Annotated in this window: 18 protein-coding genes; 12 read left to right on the forward strand and 6 right to left on the reverse strand. The window is 73.9% G+C overall.

The window, feature by feature from the left end:
• Positions 1 to 6: 6 nt before the first annotated feature.
• Positions 7 to 342, reverse strand: coding sequence for a hypothetical protein (locus DQ240_RS11340; protein WP_113839709.1), 336 nt, complete (start codon positions 340 to 342; stop codon positions 7 to 9).
• Positions 343 to 483: 141 nt separating this feature from the next.
• Between DQ240_RS11340 and DQ240_RS11345 the strand changes: the two genes are divergently transcribed.
• The 6 genes from DQ240_RS11345 to DQ240_RS11370 are packed head-to-tail and all read left to right on the forward strand — an operon-like array spanning position 484 to position 3,945.
• Positions 484 to 1,614: a Vms1/Ankzf1 family peptidyl-tRNA hydrolase gene (locus DQ240_RS11345; RefSeq protein WP_113839710.1), complete on the forward strand. Its 1,131-nt coding sequence runs from the start codon at positions 484 to 486 to the stop codon at positions 1,612 to 1,614.
• Positions 1,615 to 1,643: 29 nt separating this feature from the next.
• Positions 1,644 to 1,901, forward strand: a complete 258-nt coding sequence (locus DQ240_RS11350; protein WP_113839711.1) for a DUF2795 domain-containing protein — start codon at positions 1,644 to 1,646, stop codon at positions 1,899 to 1,901.
• Positions 1,902 to 1,920: 19 nt separating this feature from the next.
• Complete coding sequence (locus tag DQ240_RS11355; RefSeq protein WP_233498650.1) at positions 1,921 to 2,142, forward strand: hypothetical protein; 222 nt, start codon at positions 1,921 to 1,923, stop codon at positions 2,140 to 2,142.
• Positions 2,143 to 2,183: 41 nt separating this feature from the next.
• Positions 2,184 to 2,558 carry a thioesterase family protein gene (locus DQ240_RS11360; protein ID WP_255410895.1) on the forward strand — a complete coding sequence of 125 codons (375 nt, stop codon included), beginning with the start codon at positions 2,184 to 2,186 and terminating at the stop codon, positions 2,556 to 2,558.
• Positions 2,555 to 3,442 carry an alpha/beta fold hydrolase gene (locus tag DQ240_RS11365; RefSeq protein ID WP_113839714.1) on the forward strand — a complete coding sequence of 296 codons (888 nt, stop codon included), beginning with the start codon at positions 2,555 to 2,557 and terminating at the stop codon, positions 3,440 to 3,442. Before DQ240_RS11360 ends, DQ240_RS11365 begins: the two co-directional genes overlap by 4 nt.
• Positions 3,443 to 3,474: 32 nt before the next feature.
• The gene (locus DQ240_RS11370; protein ID WP_113839715.1) at positions 3,475 to 3,945 is read left to right on the forward strand and encodes a ChaB family protein; all 471 of its coding nucleotides are present in this window, start codon (positions 3,475 to 3,477) and stop codon (positions 3,943 to 3,945) included.
• Positions 3,946 to 3,954: 9 nt separating this feature from the next.
• On the opposite strand, the gene DQ240_RS11375 is transcribed toward DQ240_RS11370, so the two are convergent.
• Positions 3,955 to 5,280: a M24 family metallopeptidase gene (locus tag DQ240_RS11375; protein ID WP_233498643.1), complete on the reverse strand. Its 1,326-nt coding sequence runs from the start codon at positions 5,278 to 5,280 to the stop codon at positions 3,955 to 3,957.
• Positions 5,281 to 5,334: 54 nt separating this feature from the next.
• Complete coding sequence (locus tag DQ240_RS11380; RefSeq protein WP_233498644.1) at positions 5,335 to 6,471, reverse strand: diguanylate cyclase; 1,137 nt, start codon at positions 6,469 to 6,471, stop codon at positions 5,335 to 5,337.
• 103 nt (positions 6,472 to 6,574) lie between these two features.
• Between DQ240_RS11380 and DQ240_RS11385 the strand changes: the two genes are divergently transcribed.
• From DQ240_RS11385 to DQ240_RS11405, 5 genes are all read left to right on the forward strand, one after another.
• Positions 6,575 to 7,045: a cupin domain-containing protein gene (locus DQ240_RS11385; protein WP_113839716.1), complete on the forward strand. Its 471-nt coding sequence runs from the start codon at positions 6,575 to 6,577 to the stop codon at positions 7,043 to 7,045.
• Positions 7,038 to 7,331 carry a hypothetical protein gene (locus DQ240_RS11390; protein WP_147261979.1) on the forward strand — a complete coding sequence of 98 codons (294 nt, stop codon included), beginning with the start codon at positions 7,038 to 7,040 and terminating at the stop codon, positions 7,329 to 7,331. Before DQ240_RS11385 ends, DQ240_RS11390 begins: the two co-directional genes overlap by 8 nt.
• Positions 7,332 to 7,354: 23 nt before the next feature.
• Complete coding sequence (locus tag DQ240_RS11395) at positions 7,355 to 7,573, forward strand: hypothetical protein (protein WP_233498645.1); 219 nt, start codon at positions 7,355 to 7,357, stop codon at positions 7,571 to 7,573.
• Between the two features lie 58 nt (positions 7,574 to 7,631).
• On the forward strand, positions 7,632 to 8,324 hold the full coding sequence (gene npdG / locus DQ240_RS11400) for an NADPH-dependent F420 reductase (RefSeq protein ID WP_113839718.1): 693 nt from the start codon (positions 7,632 to 7,634) through the stop codon (positions 8,322 to 8,324).
• A 177-nt stretch (positions 8,325 to 8,501) separates the two neighbouring features.
• On the forward strand, positions 8,502 to 9,431 hold the full coding sequence (locus DQ240_RS11405; protein WP_113839719.1) for a hypothetical protein: 930 nt from the start codon (positions 8,502 to 8,504) through the stop codon (positions 9,429 to 9,431).
• Positions 9,432 to 9,697: 266 nt separating this feature from the next.
• Here DQ240_RS11405 and panB read toward each other — a convergent pair whose 3' ends face one another.
• Positions 9,698 to 10,528, reverse strand: coding sequence for a 3-methyl-2-oxobutanoate hydroxymethyltransferase (gene panB / locus DQ240_RS11410; protein ID WP_113839720.1), 831 nt, complete (start codon positions 10,526 to 10,528; stop codon positions 9,698 to 9,700).
• 31 nt (positions 10,529 to 10,559) lie between these two features.
• The gene (locus DQ240_RS11415; RefSeq protein WP_113839721.1) at positions 10,560 to 12,389 is read right to left on the reverse strand and encodes an NAD+ synthase; all 1,830 of its coding nucleotides are present in this window, start codon (positions 12,387 to 12,389) and stop codon (positions 10,560 to 10,562) included.
• Positions 12,390 to 12,587: 198 nt separating this feature from the next.
• On the opposite strand from DQ240_RS11415, the gene DQ240_RS11420 reads away from it, so the two are divergent.
• A complete protein-coding gene (locus DQ240_RS11420; RefSeq protein WP_113839769.1) occupies positions 12,588 to 13,928 on the forward strand; it encodes a glutamine synthetase family protein in 1,341 nt (446 codons plus the stop codon).
• 1 nt (position 13,929) lies between these two features.
• On the opposite strand, the gene DQ240_RS11425 is transcribed toward DQ240_RS11420, so the two are convergent.
• Positions 13,930 to 15,759: a hypothetical protein gene (locus tag DQ240_RS11425; protein ID WP_113839722.1), complete on the reverse strand. Its 1,830-nt coding sequence runs from the start codon at positions 15,757 to 15,759 to the stop codon at positions 13,930 to 13,932.
• Positions 15,760 to 15,827 lie beyond the last annotated feature (68 nt).

Below are 15,827 nucleotides of genomic sequence, written 5' to 3' on the forward strand. Positions count from 1 at the left end.
GTGCGGTCAGCGGGGCTGCGCGGGGTTGGTCGGGTCGCCGTGGGACGGCGGGTTGACCGGCGGCCCACTCGTGGCCTCCGAGACCTTCGAGCCGGTGCTGGCCGCGACCGGATCGTCGGCGCCGGTCGCGGCCGGGTCGCCACCGGAGGGCTGCACTCCGGCCTCGAGCGACGACAGCCGGTGCTTCATGGCCTGGACCACCTGGATGCGGTTGGCGTGACCCTGCTCGTAGGTCAGCAGGGTCTGCAGACCCGCCGCGTCCAGCGTGCGGATGCGGGAGACCAGCGCTCCGGTCTGCAGGTGGTCGTAGTCGGGGATCGGCAGTTCGTCGTGCTGCGGCATGTCCGGCGCCTACCCCGGCCCGGCGGGGACGACACCGGGGTGTGAGGCCCAGGTCGGTGGGTAGGCGGCTCGTACGAGGGATGCGCCGCTCAGCCCCTGCGGCCGCCCGGACTCGTGCTACCGAGGAGTTGCCCCACCGTCATGGACGTGTCCTTCCTGCAGCCGGTGATCACCGCCGCCGGGCCCTTCGCCACGGTCTGCGCCGACGTCACGCACACGACCGAGAACGCCGACACCGAGCTCGGCCTCCGCGTCCGGGCCATCGCCGAGCGGCTCACGGAGCAGGGCGCGCCGGAATCGGTCGTCGAGGTGGTCCGGAGCCGGCTGCTCGAGGCCAACGACGGCGGCGACGTCGCCACCCTGCGGGGCCGGGCGCTGGTCGTGGCCGCGGACGGCAGCGTGGTGCTGGACCAGGCCCTGGCCGACTCCCCGCGCCAGGAGGTCGCCGAGTACGCGCCGTCCCCGGACCTGCTGCCGGTGCTCCGGCAGTCCTCCGGCCGGGTGCCCCACCTCGTCGTCGTGGCCGACCGGGTGGGTGCGGACATCACGGTCTCCGGCCTGCGCGGCCTCCCCGACGAGGAGGAGCAGGTGGACGGCGACAGCTTCCACATGCGGAAGGTCAAGGTCGGCGGCTGGGCCCACAACACGTACATGCACACCGCCGAGAACCAGTGGGAGGAGAACGCCGGCAAGGTCGCCGACGAGGTCACGTCCCTCGCCCGGCGTACCGGCGCCCGTTTCGTGCTGGTCGCCGGCGACGTCCGGGCCCGGCAGATCCTCACCGACCTGGCCGGTGACTCGTGGAAGGACCTCGTCGTCTCGATCGACGAGGGCGGCCGCGCTGCCGGCGCCGACCGCGAGCCGGTCGACCGCCGCGCCGCCGAGCTGGTCGCCGAGCACGAGGCCCACGAGGAGGCCGAGACCGTGGAGAAGATCGCCTCCGCGGGCGCCCACGGCCTCGCGGTGACCGGGACGGCGTCGGTCGTCGAGGCACTGCGCAAGGGCCAGGTGGAGACGCTCGTGCTGGCCGACCGGCCCGACGACGAGCAGCTCCTCGTCGGCGACTCGCCCACCGTCCTCGGCGTCGGCCAGACCGACATGGACGCCCTCGGCACGCACGGGACCGCCGTCCCGGCCGACCGCGCGCTCATCGCCGCGGCCGTGGCGTCGGCCGCCGCGGTCGTCGTCGTCCCGCGTGCGGCCATGCCCGGCGACATCCCGGTCGCCGCCATCCTGCGCTACACCGACGACTCCACGCCGTCGGCTCAGTGACCCCCGTCCCCACGAACGAGAGGAACCCCGTGACCGACCCGCACCAGGCCGCCACGTCCCCCGGCACCGACCAGGGCAGCATCGATCGCCGCGCCGCCATCGCCGAGGCACTCGGCAAGGAGGTGTGGCCGGCCGACCGCGACGCCCTGGTGGCCAAGGCCCAGGAGGGCACTCCTTCCGACCGGGTGCTCGCCGACCTGCAGCGACTCCCCGCCGGCCGCACGTTCGAGAACGTGCAGGAGGTCGCCGAGGCCCTGGGCCTGGGCACCGAGCAGCAGCGCTTCTGAGGAGGACGCCGTGGTCACCATGAAGGAGCCCAGCCCCGAGGCGCTGGCGAACGTCACCGAGCACAACGTCGAGACCCGCGCCCAGTTGCTGCCCGAGGAGGAGGCGCTGAAGGGCAGCGGCATGGAGGAGGTGGCCGCCGAGGTCATCCTCGCCGAGTCGGAGGAGCGCACCGTGCACGCCGACCCCGACGACGCCCAGGGCGCACACCGCACCTCCGAGGAGACGGCGGACCTGCCCTGAGCGGGCCGTCCGAGCACCGCGTCCACGAGCACGAGGTCCAGCTGCGCTGGGGTGACGCCGACGCCTACGGGCACGTCAACCACGCCCGCGCGCTGGGCCCGCTCGAGGACGCGCGGCTGGCCATGGCACAGGGCAGCCCGGGGACGGTGGCCGGCCGCGAGCCGGACATCATCCTGGCGCGGCTGGAGGTCGACTACCTCCGCCAGCTGCGCTACCGGGTGGGGGAGCGGTTGTGCGTGCGCACCCGGGTGCTCCGGCTGGGCACGAAGTCGTTCACCGTGCGCCAGGAGCTGACCCAGGACGGCGAGGTGGCCATCCGGGCCGACGCCGTGATGGTGCTGTTCGACTTCGCCACCGACGCCAGCCGGCCCCTCACGGAGGCCGAACGTGCGTACTGGAGCGGCTTCCAGGCGTGAGCTTCTCCGCGGAGTTCGACGAGCGGCGGGTCGCCGTCGCCGACGACGTCACCCTCAGGGTGCGGGTCGGCGGCGACGGCCCGCCCGTCGTGCTGCTGCACGGTCACCCGCGCACGCACACGACCTGGCACCGGGTCGCGCCGCTGCTCGTGGCGGCCGGGCACACCGTCGTCTGCCCCGACCTGCGCGGCTACGGCCGGTCGAGCGCGCCCGCGCCGCGGCCGGACCACGCGCAGGCGTCCAAGCGAGCGATGGCCGCGGACGTGGTGACCCTCATGCGGGAGCTGGGCTCCGAGCGGTTCGCCGTCGTCGGGCACGACCGGGGCAGCTACGTCGCCCTGCGGCTCGCCCTGGACCACCCCGAGGCGGTCACCCACCTCGCCGTCGTCGACTGCGTCCCGATCGTCGAGCACCTCGACCGCGCCGACGCACGCTTCGCGACGGCGTGGTGGCACTGGTTCTTCTTCGCCCAGCCGGGCAAGCCCGAGCAGGCGATCGGCGCCGATCCCGAGGCCTGGTACGGCGCACACGCGCCCGGGAAGGCCGAGGCGATGGGACCCCAGAACCACGCCGACTTCCTCGCCGCCATCCGGGACCCGGACACCGTCCGGGCGATGCTCGAGGACTACCGCGCCGGCCTCACCGTCGACCGGGAGCACGAGGAGGCGGACCGGGCCGAGGGCCGTCGGGTGCGCTGCCCCACCCTGGTGCTGTGGTCGGCCCGCGACGACCTCGAGGACCTGCACGGCGACCCCCGCGCGATCTGGCGGGACTGGACCGACGACCTCCGTGGCGGGCACGCGATCGACAGCGGCCACCACGTGGCCGAGGAGGCGCCCGACGAGCTGGTCGCGGCGCTGGTCCCCTTCCTGGGTGACATGTGATCCCCGCGGGCCGGGCGGGGTAGGGAACGCGCATGCCGAAGACGACGAAGAGCGGGACCGCGAAGAAGAGCGAGATCCCGAGCACCCTGAAGCGGTCGGACCAGAAGGCGCAGCGGACCTTCGCCAAGGCGCACGACTCCGCGCTGGACTCCTACGGCGACGAGGAGCGGGCCAACCGGACGGCGTGGTCGGCGGTCAAGCACACCCACGAGAAGGTCGGCGACCACTGGGAGCCCAAGGAGGGCGGCAAGAAGGGCCCCTCCGACGCCCAGGCCGCCGGCGGTCGCGGCACCGGCAAGAAGACCAAGGGCGGCGTCGACGCCAACGCCACCAAGGAGCACCTGCTGAAGCTGGCCAAGAAGCTGGACATCCGCGGCCGCTCGGACATGAAGAAGAAGGAACTGGTCGACGCCATCCAGAAGGCCAACACCAAGGAGACGGCGGCGGCGCGGAAGAAGAAGTCGTCGAAGTCCTCCGCGAAGTCCTCCGCGAAGAAGAAGTAGCCCGGGCGCTCAGCCGGCGGGGAGGAGCAGCAGCTCCTCCTGCCGGCCGCCCAGGTACTCCACCCCGTCGGCGGTGAGGAGCACGCCCTCCTCCAGTCCCATGCGGACGCACTGCCCGCCCCACTCGGGGATCGGCGCGCGCACGCACAGCTCGAGCGCGAACGCCGTGTCCGGGCGCAGCGGGTGCCCGCCCGGACCGGGGACGCCGTCCTGCTCGTCCCACAGGCCGATCTCCGGACCCGCGCCGTGGCCGTGCACGCCGATGGGGTGCGAGTAGACCTCGCCGTCGATGCACTCGGCGGCGGCGGCGGCGCGGGTGGCGGCGAGGACCTCGTCGCCGGTGCGGCCGGGCCGCATCTGCCCGGTGGTGAGGTCCTGCAGCCGCGTGCCCAGCGCGAAGGCGTCGGCCAGCCCGGCGGGGGCCGCCGTCTCCCCGGGCCGCAACACGTACGCCGACCGCTGCAGGTCCCCGGTGAGGCCGAGGGTGGACGCACCGACGTCGCAGTGCACCAGGTCACCGGGCTGCACCGGCTCGTCGTAGGGCACGGCCGGGAGCAGCGTGCCGCGTGCGGCCACCGGTGGCACGCCGGCCCGCTGCAGGTCCACGACCGGGTGGAACCAGGGCGCCAGCCCCAGATCGGTGAGGCGCTGCCGCAGCCACCAGGCCAGATCCGCCGCCGAGGTCTCGCCGACCCGGAGGACGGCGGGGGAGTAGGCCTCCGCGACGACGTCCTGGATCCGGGCGTCCAGCGCCCGCAGGGCCGTCACCTCCTCCGGCAACCGGGTCTCCAGCCAGCGGACGACGAGCGTCTCGGCCGACACCAGCCGGTCGGCCCACGGGCCGAGGGCCTCGACCAGCTGCCCGTGGTCGGAGTGGGAGAGGCCGTCGGCTGCGGCGCAGCCGGGGGAGACGTCGATCCCGATCGCCCGGGGCGCGGCCTGGTCGACGAAGCGCCGCACCGCGGCCCACTGCGACTGCTCGGCGGACTGCCCCGGCACCTCGTCGGCAGACCAGGCGGGCAGGAACTGGCCCACCGGGTAGCGCGAGACCGCGACCGGCGTGACCCCGTCGTCGCTGCGGTGCAGGACGAGGATCGTGCGGCGCCGGGCGGAGAGCCAGGTCGCGGGCAGCAACGTGCCGAGCACGGGGTCCTCTGCGTTCTCGCGCCCGGAGACCAGCCAGAGGTCGATGCCGGCCTCGTCCATCAGGTCGGGCAGCAGCTCCAGCAGCCGCTCGGTCAGCCAGCGGTCCCGGACGTCGGCCTGCTCGCGCAACGGCAGGGGCACCGTGCGTGCGACGTCCCCGCTCCGGGCGGGCAGGAGGTCACGGACCACACGGACAGGGAAGCAGAGAACCGCCCGCGGCACCCGGCGAACCGGGAGTCCGGCCTATCCGGCCCGTGTCTCCGGCTCGGCCGCGGCCTCCACCGCCGGCGCCGGACGGGGGCGCGGGGTCAGCACCGCGACGACACGGTCGCGCCCGGCCTGCTTCGCCTGGTACATCGCGGCGTCGGCGCCGTCGAGGAGCCGCCAGAGGCTGTCCACCGGGTCCTCGCCGTCCACCGGCCGGGCCACGGCGATCCCGATGGAGGCGGTCACCGCCTGACCGGTCTCGGTCCGGGCGCCTGCGACGGCGGCGCGCAGCCGCTCCGCCAGCCGGTGTGCCTCGCCGGCGTCGCCCACCATGCCCAGCACCGCCAGCTCCTCGCCGCCGAGCCGGGCCAGCACGTCCTGGGGACGCACGGTCGTGGCCAGCGCCTGGGAGACGGCCCGGAGGACGGCGTCGCCGGCGGCGTGGCCGTGGGTGTCGTTGAGCTGCTTGAAGTGGTCCAGGTCGAGCACCATCGCCGTCACCCGGACGCCGTCGCGGCGCGCCTGCCGCCACACGCGGGCGGCCTGCTCCTCGAGGTGCCGGCGGTTGCTCAGACCGGTGAGCGGGTCGCGCAGGGACTGCTCCTGGGTGGCCGCGAGCAGCCGCTCGATCCGGCGGCGCAGGAGGAAGACGCCGGCGGCCGCGAGGTCCAGCACGCCGGAGTCGACGCACACCTGGACGATCAGCCCCGGCACGTTGTCGTAGCTCCCGACCAGCACGACGGCGACGATCACCGGCGTCACCAGCAGGTGCAGGGCGAACATCCAGCCGTCGAGGAACCACGCGGCGACGAACGCGGCGAACAGCATCATCAGCGGCGTCGCGTAGCGCAGCGGGTCCTGGATGGACAGCGCCACCACGAGGTAGATGAGGTCGCCCAGCATCACCAGGCCGAAGATCGTCCAGCGGGAGATCCGCGGGCGCAGGAACAGCGCCGTGGAGACGACGGCCAGCAGCACCATGGTGGCGACGTACACCGGTCGCGCCGCGGGGCGGATGACGTCGGCCAGCAGGAGGTTGACCGAGCCCATGACGGCGCCGGTCATCAGCAGGACGGCGATGGTCAGCGCCGCGACCGGGCGGTCGGACCGCCAGAGGCCGGCTCCGGCCGTCGTCCGATCCCGTGCTCCGCCGTCCGGCCCCCGCCCCGTCACGGTGTGGAGGATGCCGTACCGGCCCCGGTCCGCGGGGGCCGGCCGTCGCCGGATGTCGCCCCGAGGGGTGGGCGGGGGACCCGATCGGGGGCAGGGTGGACCCGTGACGCTCCTGGATCCCGCCCTCGTCGACGTCCGCACCCTGGCCGACCACCCGATGGTCGAGGCCGGCTCGGCGGCGCTGCGCATGGTCGCCCCCGGCGCGGTGACGGCCGGCCGCTTCGGACTGGTCGAGTACCGCCTCGCCCCGCGCACCGGTGGCGCGGCTCCGCACTACCACCAGACGTTCTCCGAGTCGTTCTACGTCGTCTCGGGGGAACTGACGCTCTTCGCCGGGGACCGCTGGCAGCCGTGCCGCGCCGGTGACTTCGCGCTGGCGCACGAGAGGGGGGTGCACGGCTTCCGCAACGACTCCGACGAGCCGGCGACCTTCCTCATCCTGTTCACCCCCGGCATCGCCCGGGAGGAGTTCTTCGCGGAGATGGCCGAGCTGCGGCGCAGCGGCCGCCGCCCCTCGCCGGAGGAGATGACGGCGTTCTACGCCCGGCACGACCAGGTGATGGTCGATGTCTGACGAGGTGCCCGACCCCGAGCACGTCTACGTGCTCAACGAGGAGGTCACCGTCGTCGTGTTCCCCGCGGACGGCGGCGGCGTCCGCTACGTGCTGCGCGACACCGAGGCCCACCGCGCGGAGATGGCGGCCGTCTTCGGTCCGGACTCGGAGGCGGCGACGCAGCCCGACGAGTCGGTCCCGCTCGCCGAGGACCTCTCCGTCCGGCTCGGCGTCGGGGTGGTCAGCCTCTGGGACTACACCGGCCACCCCGCCGGACCCGTCGACGACCGGCGCGGGAAGGGTTGAGGTCCTACGGTCCGTTGCAGTGGATGTCCCCGTCGGGGGCCGTGACCTGGGAGGTGTCCGTGGCCGAGGGCCCGTGGTTCTACTGCCTCAAGCACCACACCGTCGAGACCCGTGACGGCTGCGCGGAGCGGCACCGGCTCGGGCCGTACGCCACCCGAGCCGAGGCCGAGCACGCGCTGCAGTCGGTGGCCGAGCGGGAGCAGAAGCTCACGCAGGAGGACCGCGCGTGGGAGGGCGACTGACCCGCCCGGCATGATCGCTGCCGAACCCCAGGACGGTCCGGGGTCGCGAGGAGGCACCGTGTCGGACGGACGCGCCGTGGAGGAACTGGTCGTCGGGGTGCTCGGTGGCACCGGGCCGCAGGGTCGCGGGCTGGCGGTCCGGCTGGCCGCCGCGGGACAACGGGTCCTGCTGGGCTCCCGTGACGCCGACCGCGCCGCGGAGGTCGCCACCCAGGTCGCCGAGCGCGCGTCGGCCGCCGGCGGGGTGCAGGCCTCGGTGACCGGTGGCGGGAACGCCGACGTGGCCGGCGCCGCGGACCTCGTGATCGTCGCGGTGCCGTTCGCCGGGCACGCGGACACGCTGGCCGAGCTCGCCGAGCCGCTGGCCGGCAAGGTCGTCGTCGACTGCGTGGTGCCGATGGGCTTCGACGAGCTCGGCGCGTACGTGCTGGACGTCCCCGAGGGCAGCGTCACCCAGCAGGCGGCGGCGCTGCTGCCCGACTCGCACGTGGTCGGCGCGTTCCACCACCTCTCCGCCGTCCTCCTGGAGGACCTGTCGAAGCCCACCCTGGACGGCGACGTGATGGTGGTCGGTGACGACCGTCCCTCCACCGACCTGGTCCAGGCGCTGGCCGGGCGGCTGCCGGGCATGCGCGGGATCTACGCCGGCCGGCTGCGCAACGCCCGCCAGGTCGAGGCCCTGACCATCAACCTCGTGTCGGTCAACCGCCGGTACAAGGTCCACGCCGGCGTCCGCGTCACCGACGTCTGACCGTCACCGGGCGACCTCCTCCCTGCGACTCTGCGGGCGGTTTCCGGACCCCGCCGGTCGGATCCCGCCGGCAACGTCGGGGAACCACCCGCAAGGCCGCCGTCCACACCCACGTGGGCCGTCCACCGGCCGGTGCGCTCGGGACCGCGGAGGGTCCGGCCGGGGCACGGTCGGTCCATGGAGACCTGGGAGCCGCCGGACCTCGTCCTTCGCCGGACCGCCCTGGCCGAGGGGTGGTCGGACGACGAGCCCGATCGGCGGCTGCGCCGGGGTGAGCTGACCCGGCTACGCCCCGGCGCCTACGTGCCTCCTGAGATCGCGCGCGACGCCGGCCGGAGGCACCGCCGGCTGGTCACGGCGACGCTGGCAGCGCTCCGCCGGCCCGCCGTGGTCAGCCACCAGTCCGCCGCCGTCCTCCACGGGCTCCTGCTCTGGGGCGTTCCCCTCGGTCGCGTCCACGTGACCCGGAACCCGCCTGCGACGGCCGAGGTGGGGCGCGCGCTGCACTGCCACGTCAGCCGCCTGCGGGACGACGAGGTGGTGCTCGTCGACGGGGTCCGCGTCACGAGCGTCGTCCGCACCGTCCTCGACCTGGCCCGCACCCTGCCCTTCGAGCCGTCGGTCGTGACGCTCGACGCTGCCCTGTTCCGGCGTCGGCTCGACCCGCTCGACCTGACCGAGGCAGTGGCGGAGCTCGGCCGCGTGCCCGGCGCCCGGGCGGCTGGACGCGCTGCTCGTTTCGCCGACGGTCGCAGCGAGAGCGTCGGCGAGAGCCGCAGCCGCGTGCTCCTGCACGGACTCGGGCTCTCGCCGTCGTCGCTGCAGCTGAGGGTGACCGACGCGGCGGGCTCCTCGCTGGGGCGGGTCGACTTCGCGTGGGAGGACGAGCGGGTGATCGGCGAGTTCGACGGGCGGGTGAAGTACGGCCGGCTGTTGCGGCCCGGGGAGGAGCCCGGTGACGCCGTCTTCGACGAGAAGCTCCGCGAGGACGCGCTCCGCGACCAGGAGCTGGGCGTCGTCCGGTGGGTCTGGCGCGAGTTGACCCCGCAGGTCCTGGGGCCCCGGGTGCACCGGGCCCTGGAACGCGGTCGCCGCCGTCGGGCGTGAGCCGACTCTGCGGGCGGTCTCCCGACGTTGCCGGTCCGATCGCTCCGGCAACGTCGGGAAAACGACCAGCGCGGAGAGCACCGGGTGCCGGTGCCGCCAGGGCAGCTCGTACAGGTTCCGCCACGCCAGCTCCGTCGGCGTGAGCACCTCGTCGACCTCGGTCACCGGGGCGCCGACAGCGGGAGCGAGCTGCGCCAGCCGGTGTCGGTGGGCACAGCGGGAGCCAACCAGCCGGCGCGGTCGGTCGAGGTGCCCCTGGCGCCGGACTACTCGAAGGAGTGCTCGGGGTCCGGGAAGACGCCGCCGCGGACCTCGTCGGCGAACTCCTGCGCCGCGCGCAGCAGCTCCGCCCGCACGTCGGCGTACTTCTTCACGAACTTCGGCACGCGGCCGCCGTTGAGCCCGGCCATGTCCGGCCAGACCAGCACCTGGGCGTCGCAGTCCGGTCCGGCGCCGATGCCGACCGTCGGGATCGTGAGCTCCGTCGTCACCTGCCCGGCGATCTCGGCCGGCACCATCTCCATGACGACGGCGAACGCGCCCGCCTCCTGCACCGCCCGGGCGTCGGCCAGCAGCTGCTCGGCGCCGGCGCCGCGGCCCTGGACCCGGAATCCGCCGAGGGCGTGCTCGCTCTGCGGCGTGAAGCCGATGTGCGCCATGACCGGGATGCCGGACTCGTGCAGCAGCCTGATCTGGGGGGCGACCCGCACCCCGCCCTCGAGCTTGACCGCCTGCGCGCCGCCCTCCTTCATGAGGCGGACGGCGGTGTCGAAGGCCTGCTGCGGGCCGGACTCGTAGCTGCCGAAGGGCATGTCGGCCACGATCAGCGCGCGCTTCGTCGAGCGGGTGACCGCCCGGGTCATGAAGAGGATGTCCTCGACCGTGACCGGCACCGTGCTGGTCAGCCCCATCACCACGTTGCCGGCGGAGTCACCGACCAGCATCACCGGGATGCCGGCCTCCTCGAAGATCGCCGCGCTGTAGGTGTCGTAGGCGGTGAGCATCGACCACTTCTCGCCGCGCTCCTTGGCCTGCTGCAGGTGGTGGATCCGCACCCGTGCGGTCGAGGTCCCTCCGTACAGCGGTGACTCGCTCACGACAGGTCCTCCGGTGAACTCGCGAGCTCGTTCACTTGGCTCCTTCGACGACGGTCGGCAGGGTCTCCCGCCAGCGGTTGGTGATCGGCAGCCGGCGGTCCCGGCCGAAGGCCTTGAGGCTGATCTTGGTGCCGGGGGCGGACTGGCGGCGCTTGAACTCCGCCGTGTCCACCAGCCGGAGCACCCGCGCCACGATCTCCGGGTCGTGTCCGCGCTCGAGCAGCTCGGCCATGCCGAGGTCGCGGTCGACGTAGTCGGCGACCACCGCGTCGAGCTCCTCGTAGGAGGGCAGCGAGTCCGAGTCCTGCTGGCCGGGGGCGAGCTCGGCCGACGGCGGCTTCTCGATCGAGTTCGCCGGGATCGGCTCGGTCTCCCCGCGCTCGGCCGCGTACGCGTTCCGCCAGCGGGCCAGCTCCCACACCAGGGTCTTCGGCACGTCCTTGATGGGCGCGAACCCACCGGCGGAGTCGCCGTACAGCGTCGAGTAGCCGACGGCGACCTCGCTCTTGTTGCCCGTGGTGAGCAGCAGGTGCCCGTGCTGGTTGGACAGCGCCATGAGCAGCGTCCCGCGCACGCGGGCCTGCAGGTTCTCCGCGGCCACACCGGAGAGCTCCACCGAGGACTCGTAGGCGTCGACCATCGGGGCGATCGGCACCACCGTGTAGTGCAGGCCGGTCCGCTGCGCGAGGTCCTCGGCGTCGGCGAGGGAGTGCTCGCTCGACCACTTCGAGGGCAACCCGACGCCGTACACCCGGTCAGGGCCGAGCGCGTCGACGGCCAGCGCGGCGACCAGCGCGGAGTCGATGCCACCGGAGAGACCCAGCACCACCGAGGGCATGCCGTTCTTCCCGATGAAGTCGCGCAGCCCCAGGACCAGGGCCCGCCAGACCTCCTCGCAGTCGCTCAGCGGCTCGGCCACCGCGGCGGGCAGCGGCTCGTACGCCGGCACCGGCTCGGTGGACAGCACGTGCCGCGTCACGGTCATCGGGCCGATCCGCCCCTCGCGGCGCTCCGGCACCGAGGACGGGTCGATCGCGAGGTCGACGGTCAGCAGGTGCTCGACGAACTGGGGCGCGCGGGCCAGCAGCGTCCCGTCGGGGGCGACGGCCATGGAGTCGCCGTCGAAGACCAGCTCGTCCTGCCCGCCGACCTGGTTGCAGTACACGACCGAGGCCCGTGCCTCGGCGGCACGCCGCTGGACCATCGGCAGCCGGGCGTCGTCCTTGGCCCGCTCGTAGGGCGAGGCGTTGGGGGAGAGGACGACGTCCACCCCGGCCTCACCGGCGACGCCGCACGGCCCGCCCTCGACCCACAGGTCCTCGCAGACGGTCAGTGCGACGTCCACGCCGTGCAGCCGCACCACCGGCAGCTCCGTGCCGGGGACGAAGTAGCGCGCCTCGTCGAAGACGCCGTAGTTGGGCAGGTGCCGCTTGTAGTAGCGGACGACGACCTCGCCGCCGTACAGCAGCGCGGCCGCGTTGCGGGGGGCGCCGTGGCGGGGGTTGGCGTCGGCGGGGCGGTCCTCGTCGGCTGTCGGCGGCTCGTCGACCGCGGCGGGGCCACGGCCCTCGGTGTGCGCCAGGTAGCCGACCACCACCGCCGTCCCGCCCAGGCCCTTCTCGTCCAGCGTCGTGGCGAGATCGACCAGCGCGTGCTCGCTGGCCCGGGCGAAGGACTCGCGCAGCACGAGGTCCTCGGCCGGGTAACCGGTCAGCGTCATCTCGGGGAACACGACGACGTGCGCGTCGGCCCGCGCCGCCCGCGCCGCCCAGTCGACGACGAGCTCGGTGTTGCCGGCGATGTCGCCGACCCGCGTGTCCACCTGGGCGAGAGCCACTCTGAGCTGCACCTGTTCGCTCACGGGCCCATCCAACTCCGCGCCCGTGGACGGGGCCAGGCGGGTCGGCTGTTCCGGTGCTCACGTCCTCCGGACCCCCGACACGCGGGCGGGTGCAAAGCCACCCCCGTGTGCGCTGCGCCCGGACGAGGCAGGCTGGGGGGAGCCGACACACCACGGCGGTTCACATCACGGCAACGAGCGGACTGGATCATGGCGAGCATGGACCGACAGCAGGAGTTCGTCCTGCGCACCCTCGAGGAACGCGACATCCGCTTCGTGCGGCTGTGGTTCACCGACGTCTCGGGCTACCTCAAGGCGGTGGCCGTCGCCCCTGCGGAGATCGAGGCCGCCTTCGCCGAGGGCATCGGGTTCGACGGCTCGGCGATCGAGGGCTTCGCGCGTGTCTACGAGTCCGACATGCTCGCCAAGCCCGACCCGGGCACGTTCCAGGTGATGCCGGCCCGCAACGGCAAGCCCAGTGACACCGCGCGGATGTTCTGCGACATCACGCTGCCCGACGGCTCCCCGTCGTGGGCCGACCCGCGGCACGTGCTGCGCCGCGCGCTGGGCAAGGCCGCCGACATGGGGTTCACCTTCTACACCCATCCCGAGATCGAGTTCTTCCTGCTCAAGGACCTGCCGACCGACGGCAGCCCGCCCCAGCCGGCCGACACCGGCGGCTACTTCGACCTGTCGACGCACAACGTGGCGCACGACTTCCGCCGCGAGGCCGTCTTCGCGCTCGAGGCCATGGGCATCTCGGTGGAGTTCAGCCACCACGAGGTCGCGCCCGGCCAGCAGGAGATCGACCTGCGCTACGCCGACGCGCTGTCGATGGCGGACAACATCATGACCCTGCGGCACGTCGTCCGTGAGGTCGCGCTCGCCCAGGGCGTGCACGCCACCTTCATGCCCAAGCCGTTCACCGAGCTGGCCGGCTCGGCGATGCACACCCACCTGTCGCTGTTCGAGGGCGACCGCAACGCCTTCCACGACCCGGCCGACCCCATGCGCCTGTCGACGACGGGCAAGCAGTTCATCGCCGGCCTGCTGACCCACGCCCGCGAGGTCACCGCGGTCACCAACCAGACGGTGAACTCCTACCGGCGGCTGCTCGCCGGCACCGAGGCGCCCACCGCGGCGACCTGGGGCCGGGCCAACCGCTCGGCGCTGGTGCGGCTGCCCAGCTACAAGCCGAACAAGGGCCAGTCGGCACGGGTCGAGGTCCGGTCACCGGACTCGGCGTCCAACCCCTACCTCACCTTCGCCGTCCTGCTCGCCGCCGGCCTGCGCGGGATCGAGAAGGGGTACGAGCTGCCGCCGGAGGCCGAGGACGACGTCTGGTCGCTGACCGACACCGAGCGGCGCGCGGCCGGGTACGAGGACCTCCCGGTGTCCCTCGGCGAGGCGCTCACCGCGATGCAGAGCAGCGAGCTGGTGGCCGAGACCCTCGGCGAGCACGTCTTCCAGTTCTTCCTGCGCAACAAGTGGGAGGAGTTCAACTCCTACCGGCAGAACGTCACGCCGTTCGAGCTGAAGCGGTACCTGCCCGGACTGTGACTCAGATCGGGGCGACGTCCCCGACGAGTCCCGACCGGACGCACACGCCCAGGCCCGCGGTCGCGGTCGTGACCTGCAGCGACGCCCCCTCGCCGGGCAGCCGCAGGTAGAGGGTCCCGGTGCCCTGGCGCACCGGGGCCCGGACCGCGTCTCCGGAGCCCAGCGCGACGCTGATCTCGCCGTCGCGGTCGGCGGTGTAGTCCAGCCGTGCCGTCCAGTCGGAGGCGGGCAGGGGTCCCTGCAGGGGGACCGTGGATCCGGCGTCGGGCGCGGCCGGCCAGCCGCAGCCGGGCACGGGGCCCTCGATCACGGCGGGCCCGGGCACCACCTGGGCGGGCACCAGCCGGCCGGACTCGTCGAACAGCCGCAGGTCCCACGTCCAGTCCTCGAACTCGGCGCGGTCGGGGAACGGCGAGAACAGGCGCGAGACCAGGTTGTTCGGGTACGCCAGCGGCGGGACGACGTCGGCCGGCGCCGTCTGGTCCAGCAGCGGGGCCGGGCCGGCGGCGGCGAGCGAGTCGCGCGCGGTCTCCAGCCAGGCGCCCGTCCGGTCGACCTGCCATGCGCGCAGGAGGTCGGCGGTCGACGTCAGGGCGACCGCGACGAAGGCGACGGTGGCCGCGGCGACCGGGAGCCCGGCCCACCACGGCCACGCAGTGCGCCGGGTGCCGCTCCGGTTCGGCAGGGTCAGCAGCAGCGCCGCGGTCAGCGGCAGCAGCACGGCTTCGACGGCGTAGTACCGGCAGGCGAGCGGGGTGAAGGCGCCCAGTCCGAGCGACCCTCTCCCGACCCCGGCGAGGAACAGGCCCGCCGCGATCTCCACGACCAGCACCGCCCACACGAGCAGCGCTCCCCGGTGGCGCACGCACGTCCACAGGAAGACGGCCAGCACCAGCAGCCCGCCGATCACCGCCGTGCGCAGCTCCACCGGTGCGTACGGCGACCCCGGCCGGGAGTTGACCCAGTCCGACGGCCCACCCAGGACGGCTGCGCCCATGACGCGGAAGCCGGTGCGGATGGTCAGCAGGACGTCGTCGACGTCCCCCCGCTCTGCCGCCTCCTCCGTGCGGGTGCCCAGGTAGGCCAGCGCCCACGCCGCCGTCACGACGAACGCGCCGAGCCACAGGACCCACCCACGGCGCAGCGCGACGAACAGCGAACGACGGTGGCCCTCGCGCATGAGCACCAGCACGGCCACCGCGAAGCCGAGCGGCGGGACCAGCACCGTCTTGATGTAGAAGAGGTAGGTCAGCGCCAGCGCCGCGGTCCCGAGGACCGCGTGCCGGCGGGCGCCGGTCCGCACCAGCAGGATCGCCTCGGTGACGAAGACCGTCGCGCCGATCTGCAGCGGCATGTTGTTCAGCGCCGAGGCCCACCAGGTGAACGAGCCGAGGGTCAGGGGGGAGAAGAGCCCGAAGGCCAGCGGCGCGAGCATCAGCGGGCGGTCGCCCAGGAGGACCCGCAGCAGCCGGAGCAGGGCCAGCGACGCGAGCAGCTGCATCACGACGAGCGAGGCGGCAGCGCCCGACCAGTCCAGCGGCGCCAGGCGCTCGACGACCCCGGCCAGGAGGAACCCGCCGGGCATGAAGTGCCCGTCGTAGTCGTAGAACAGGTACGACGGGTCGAACAGCGAGTGGGTGTCGGCCAGGTACAGGACCCGGAGGTCGTCGCCGTAGTACTCCCGGCCGGTCACCAGCCGCCAGCGGACCACCACCTGGGTGAGCACCATCAGCACCGCGGCGGCGCGGACCCAGCGCGCGAGAGCCGACCGGCGGGCGGTCTGCGGGGTCGCCTCGACCGGCTCGGTGCGCTCGGGCGTGGTCACCGCCATCCCGCAGGCCTCCCCGGTGCGATCGACACGGCCGCGCGAGCCTAGGCGGTGTCGGTTGCCGGGGCACG

Origin of the sequence: Blastococcus sp. TF02A-26 (genome assembly GCF_003319125.1) — a bacterium.
In the GTDB taxonomy this organism is placed as follows: Bacteria; Actinomycetota; Actinomycetes; order Mycobacteriales; family Geodermatophilaceae; genus Trujillonella.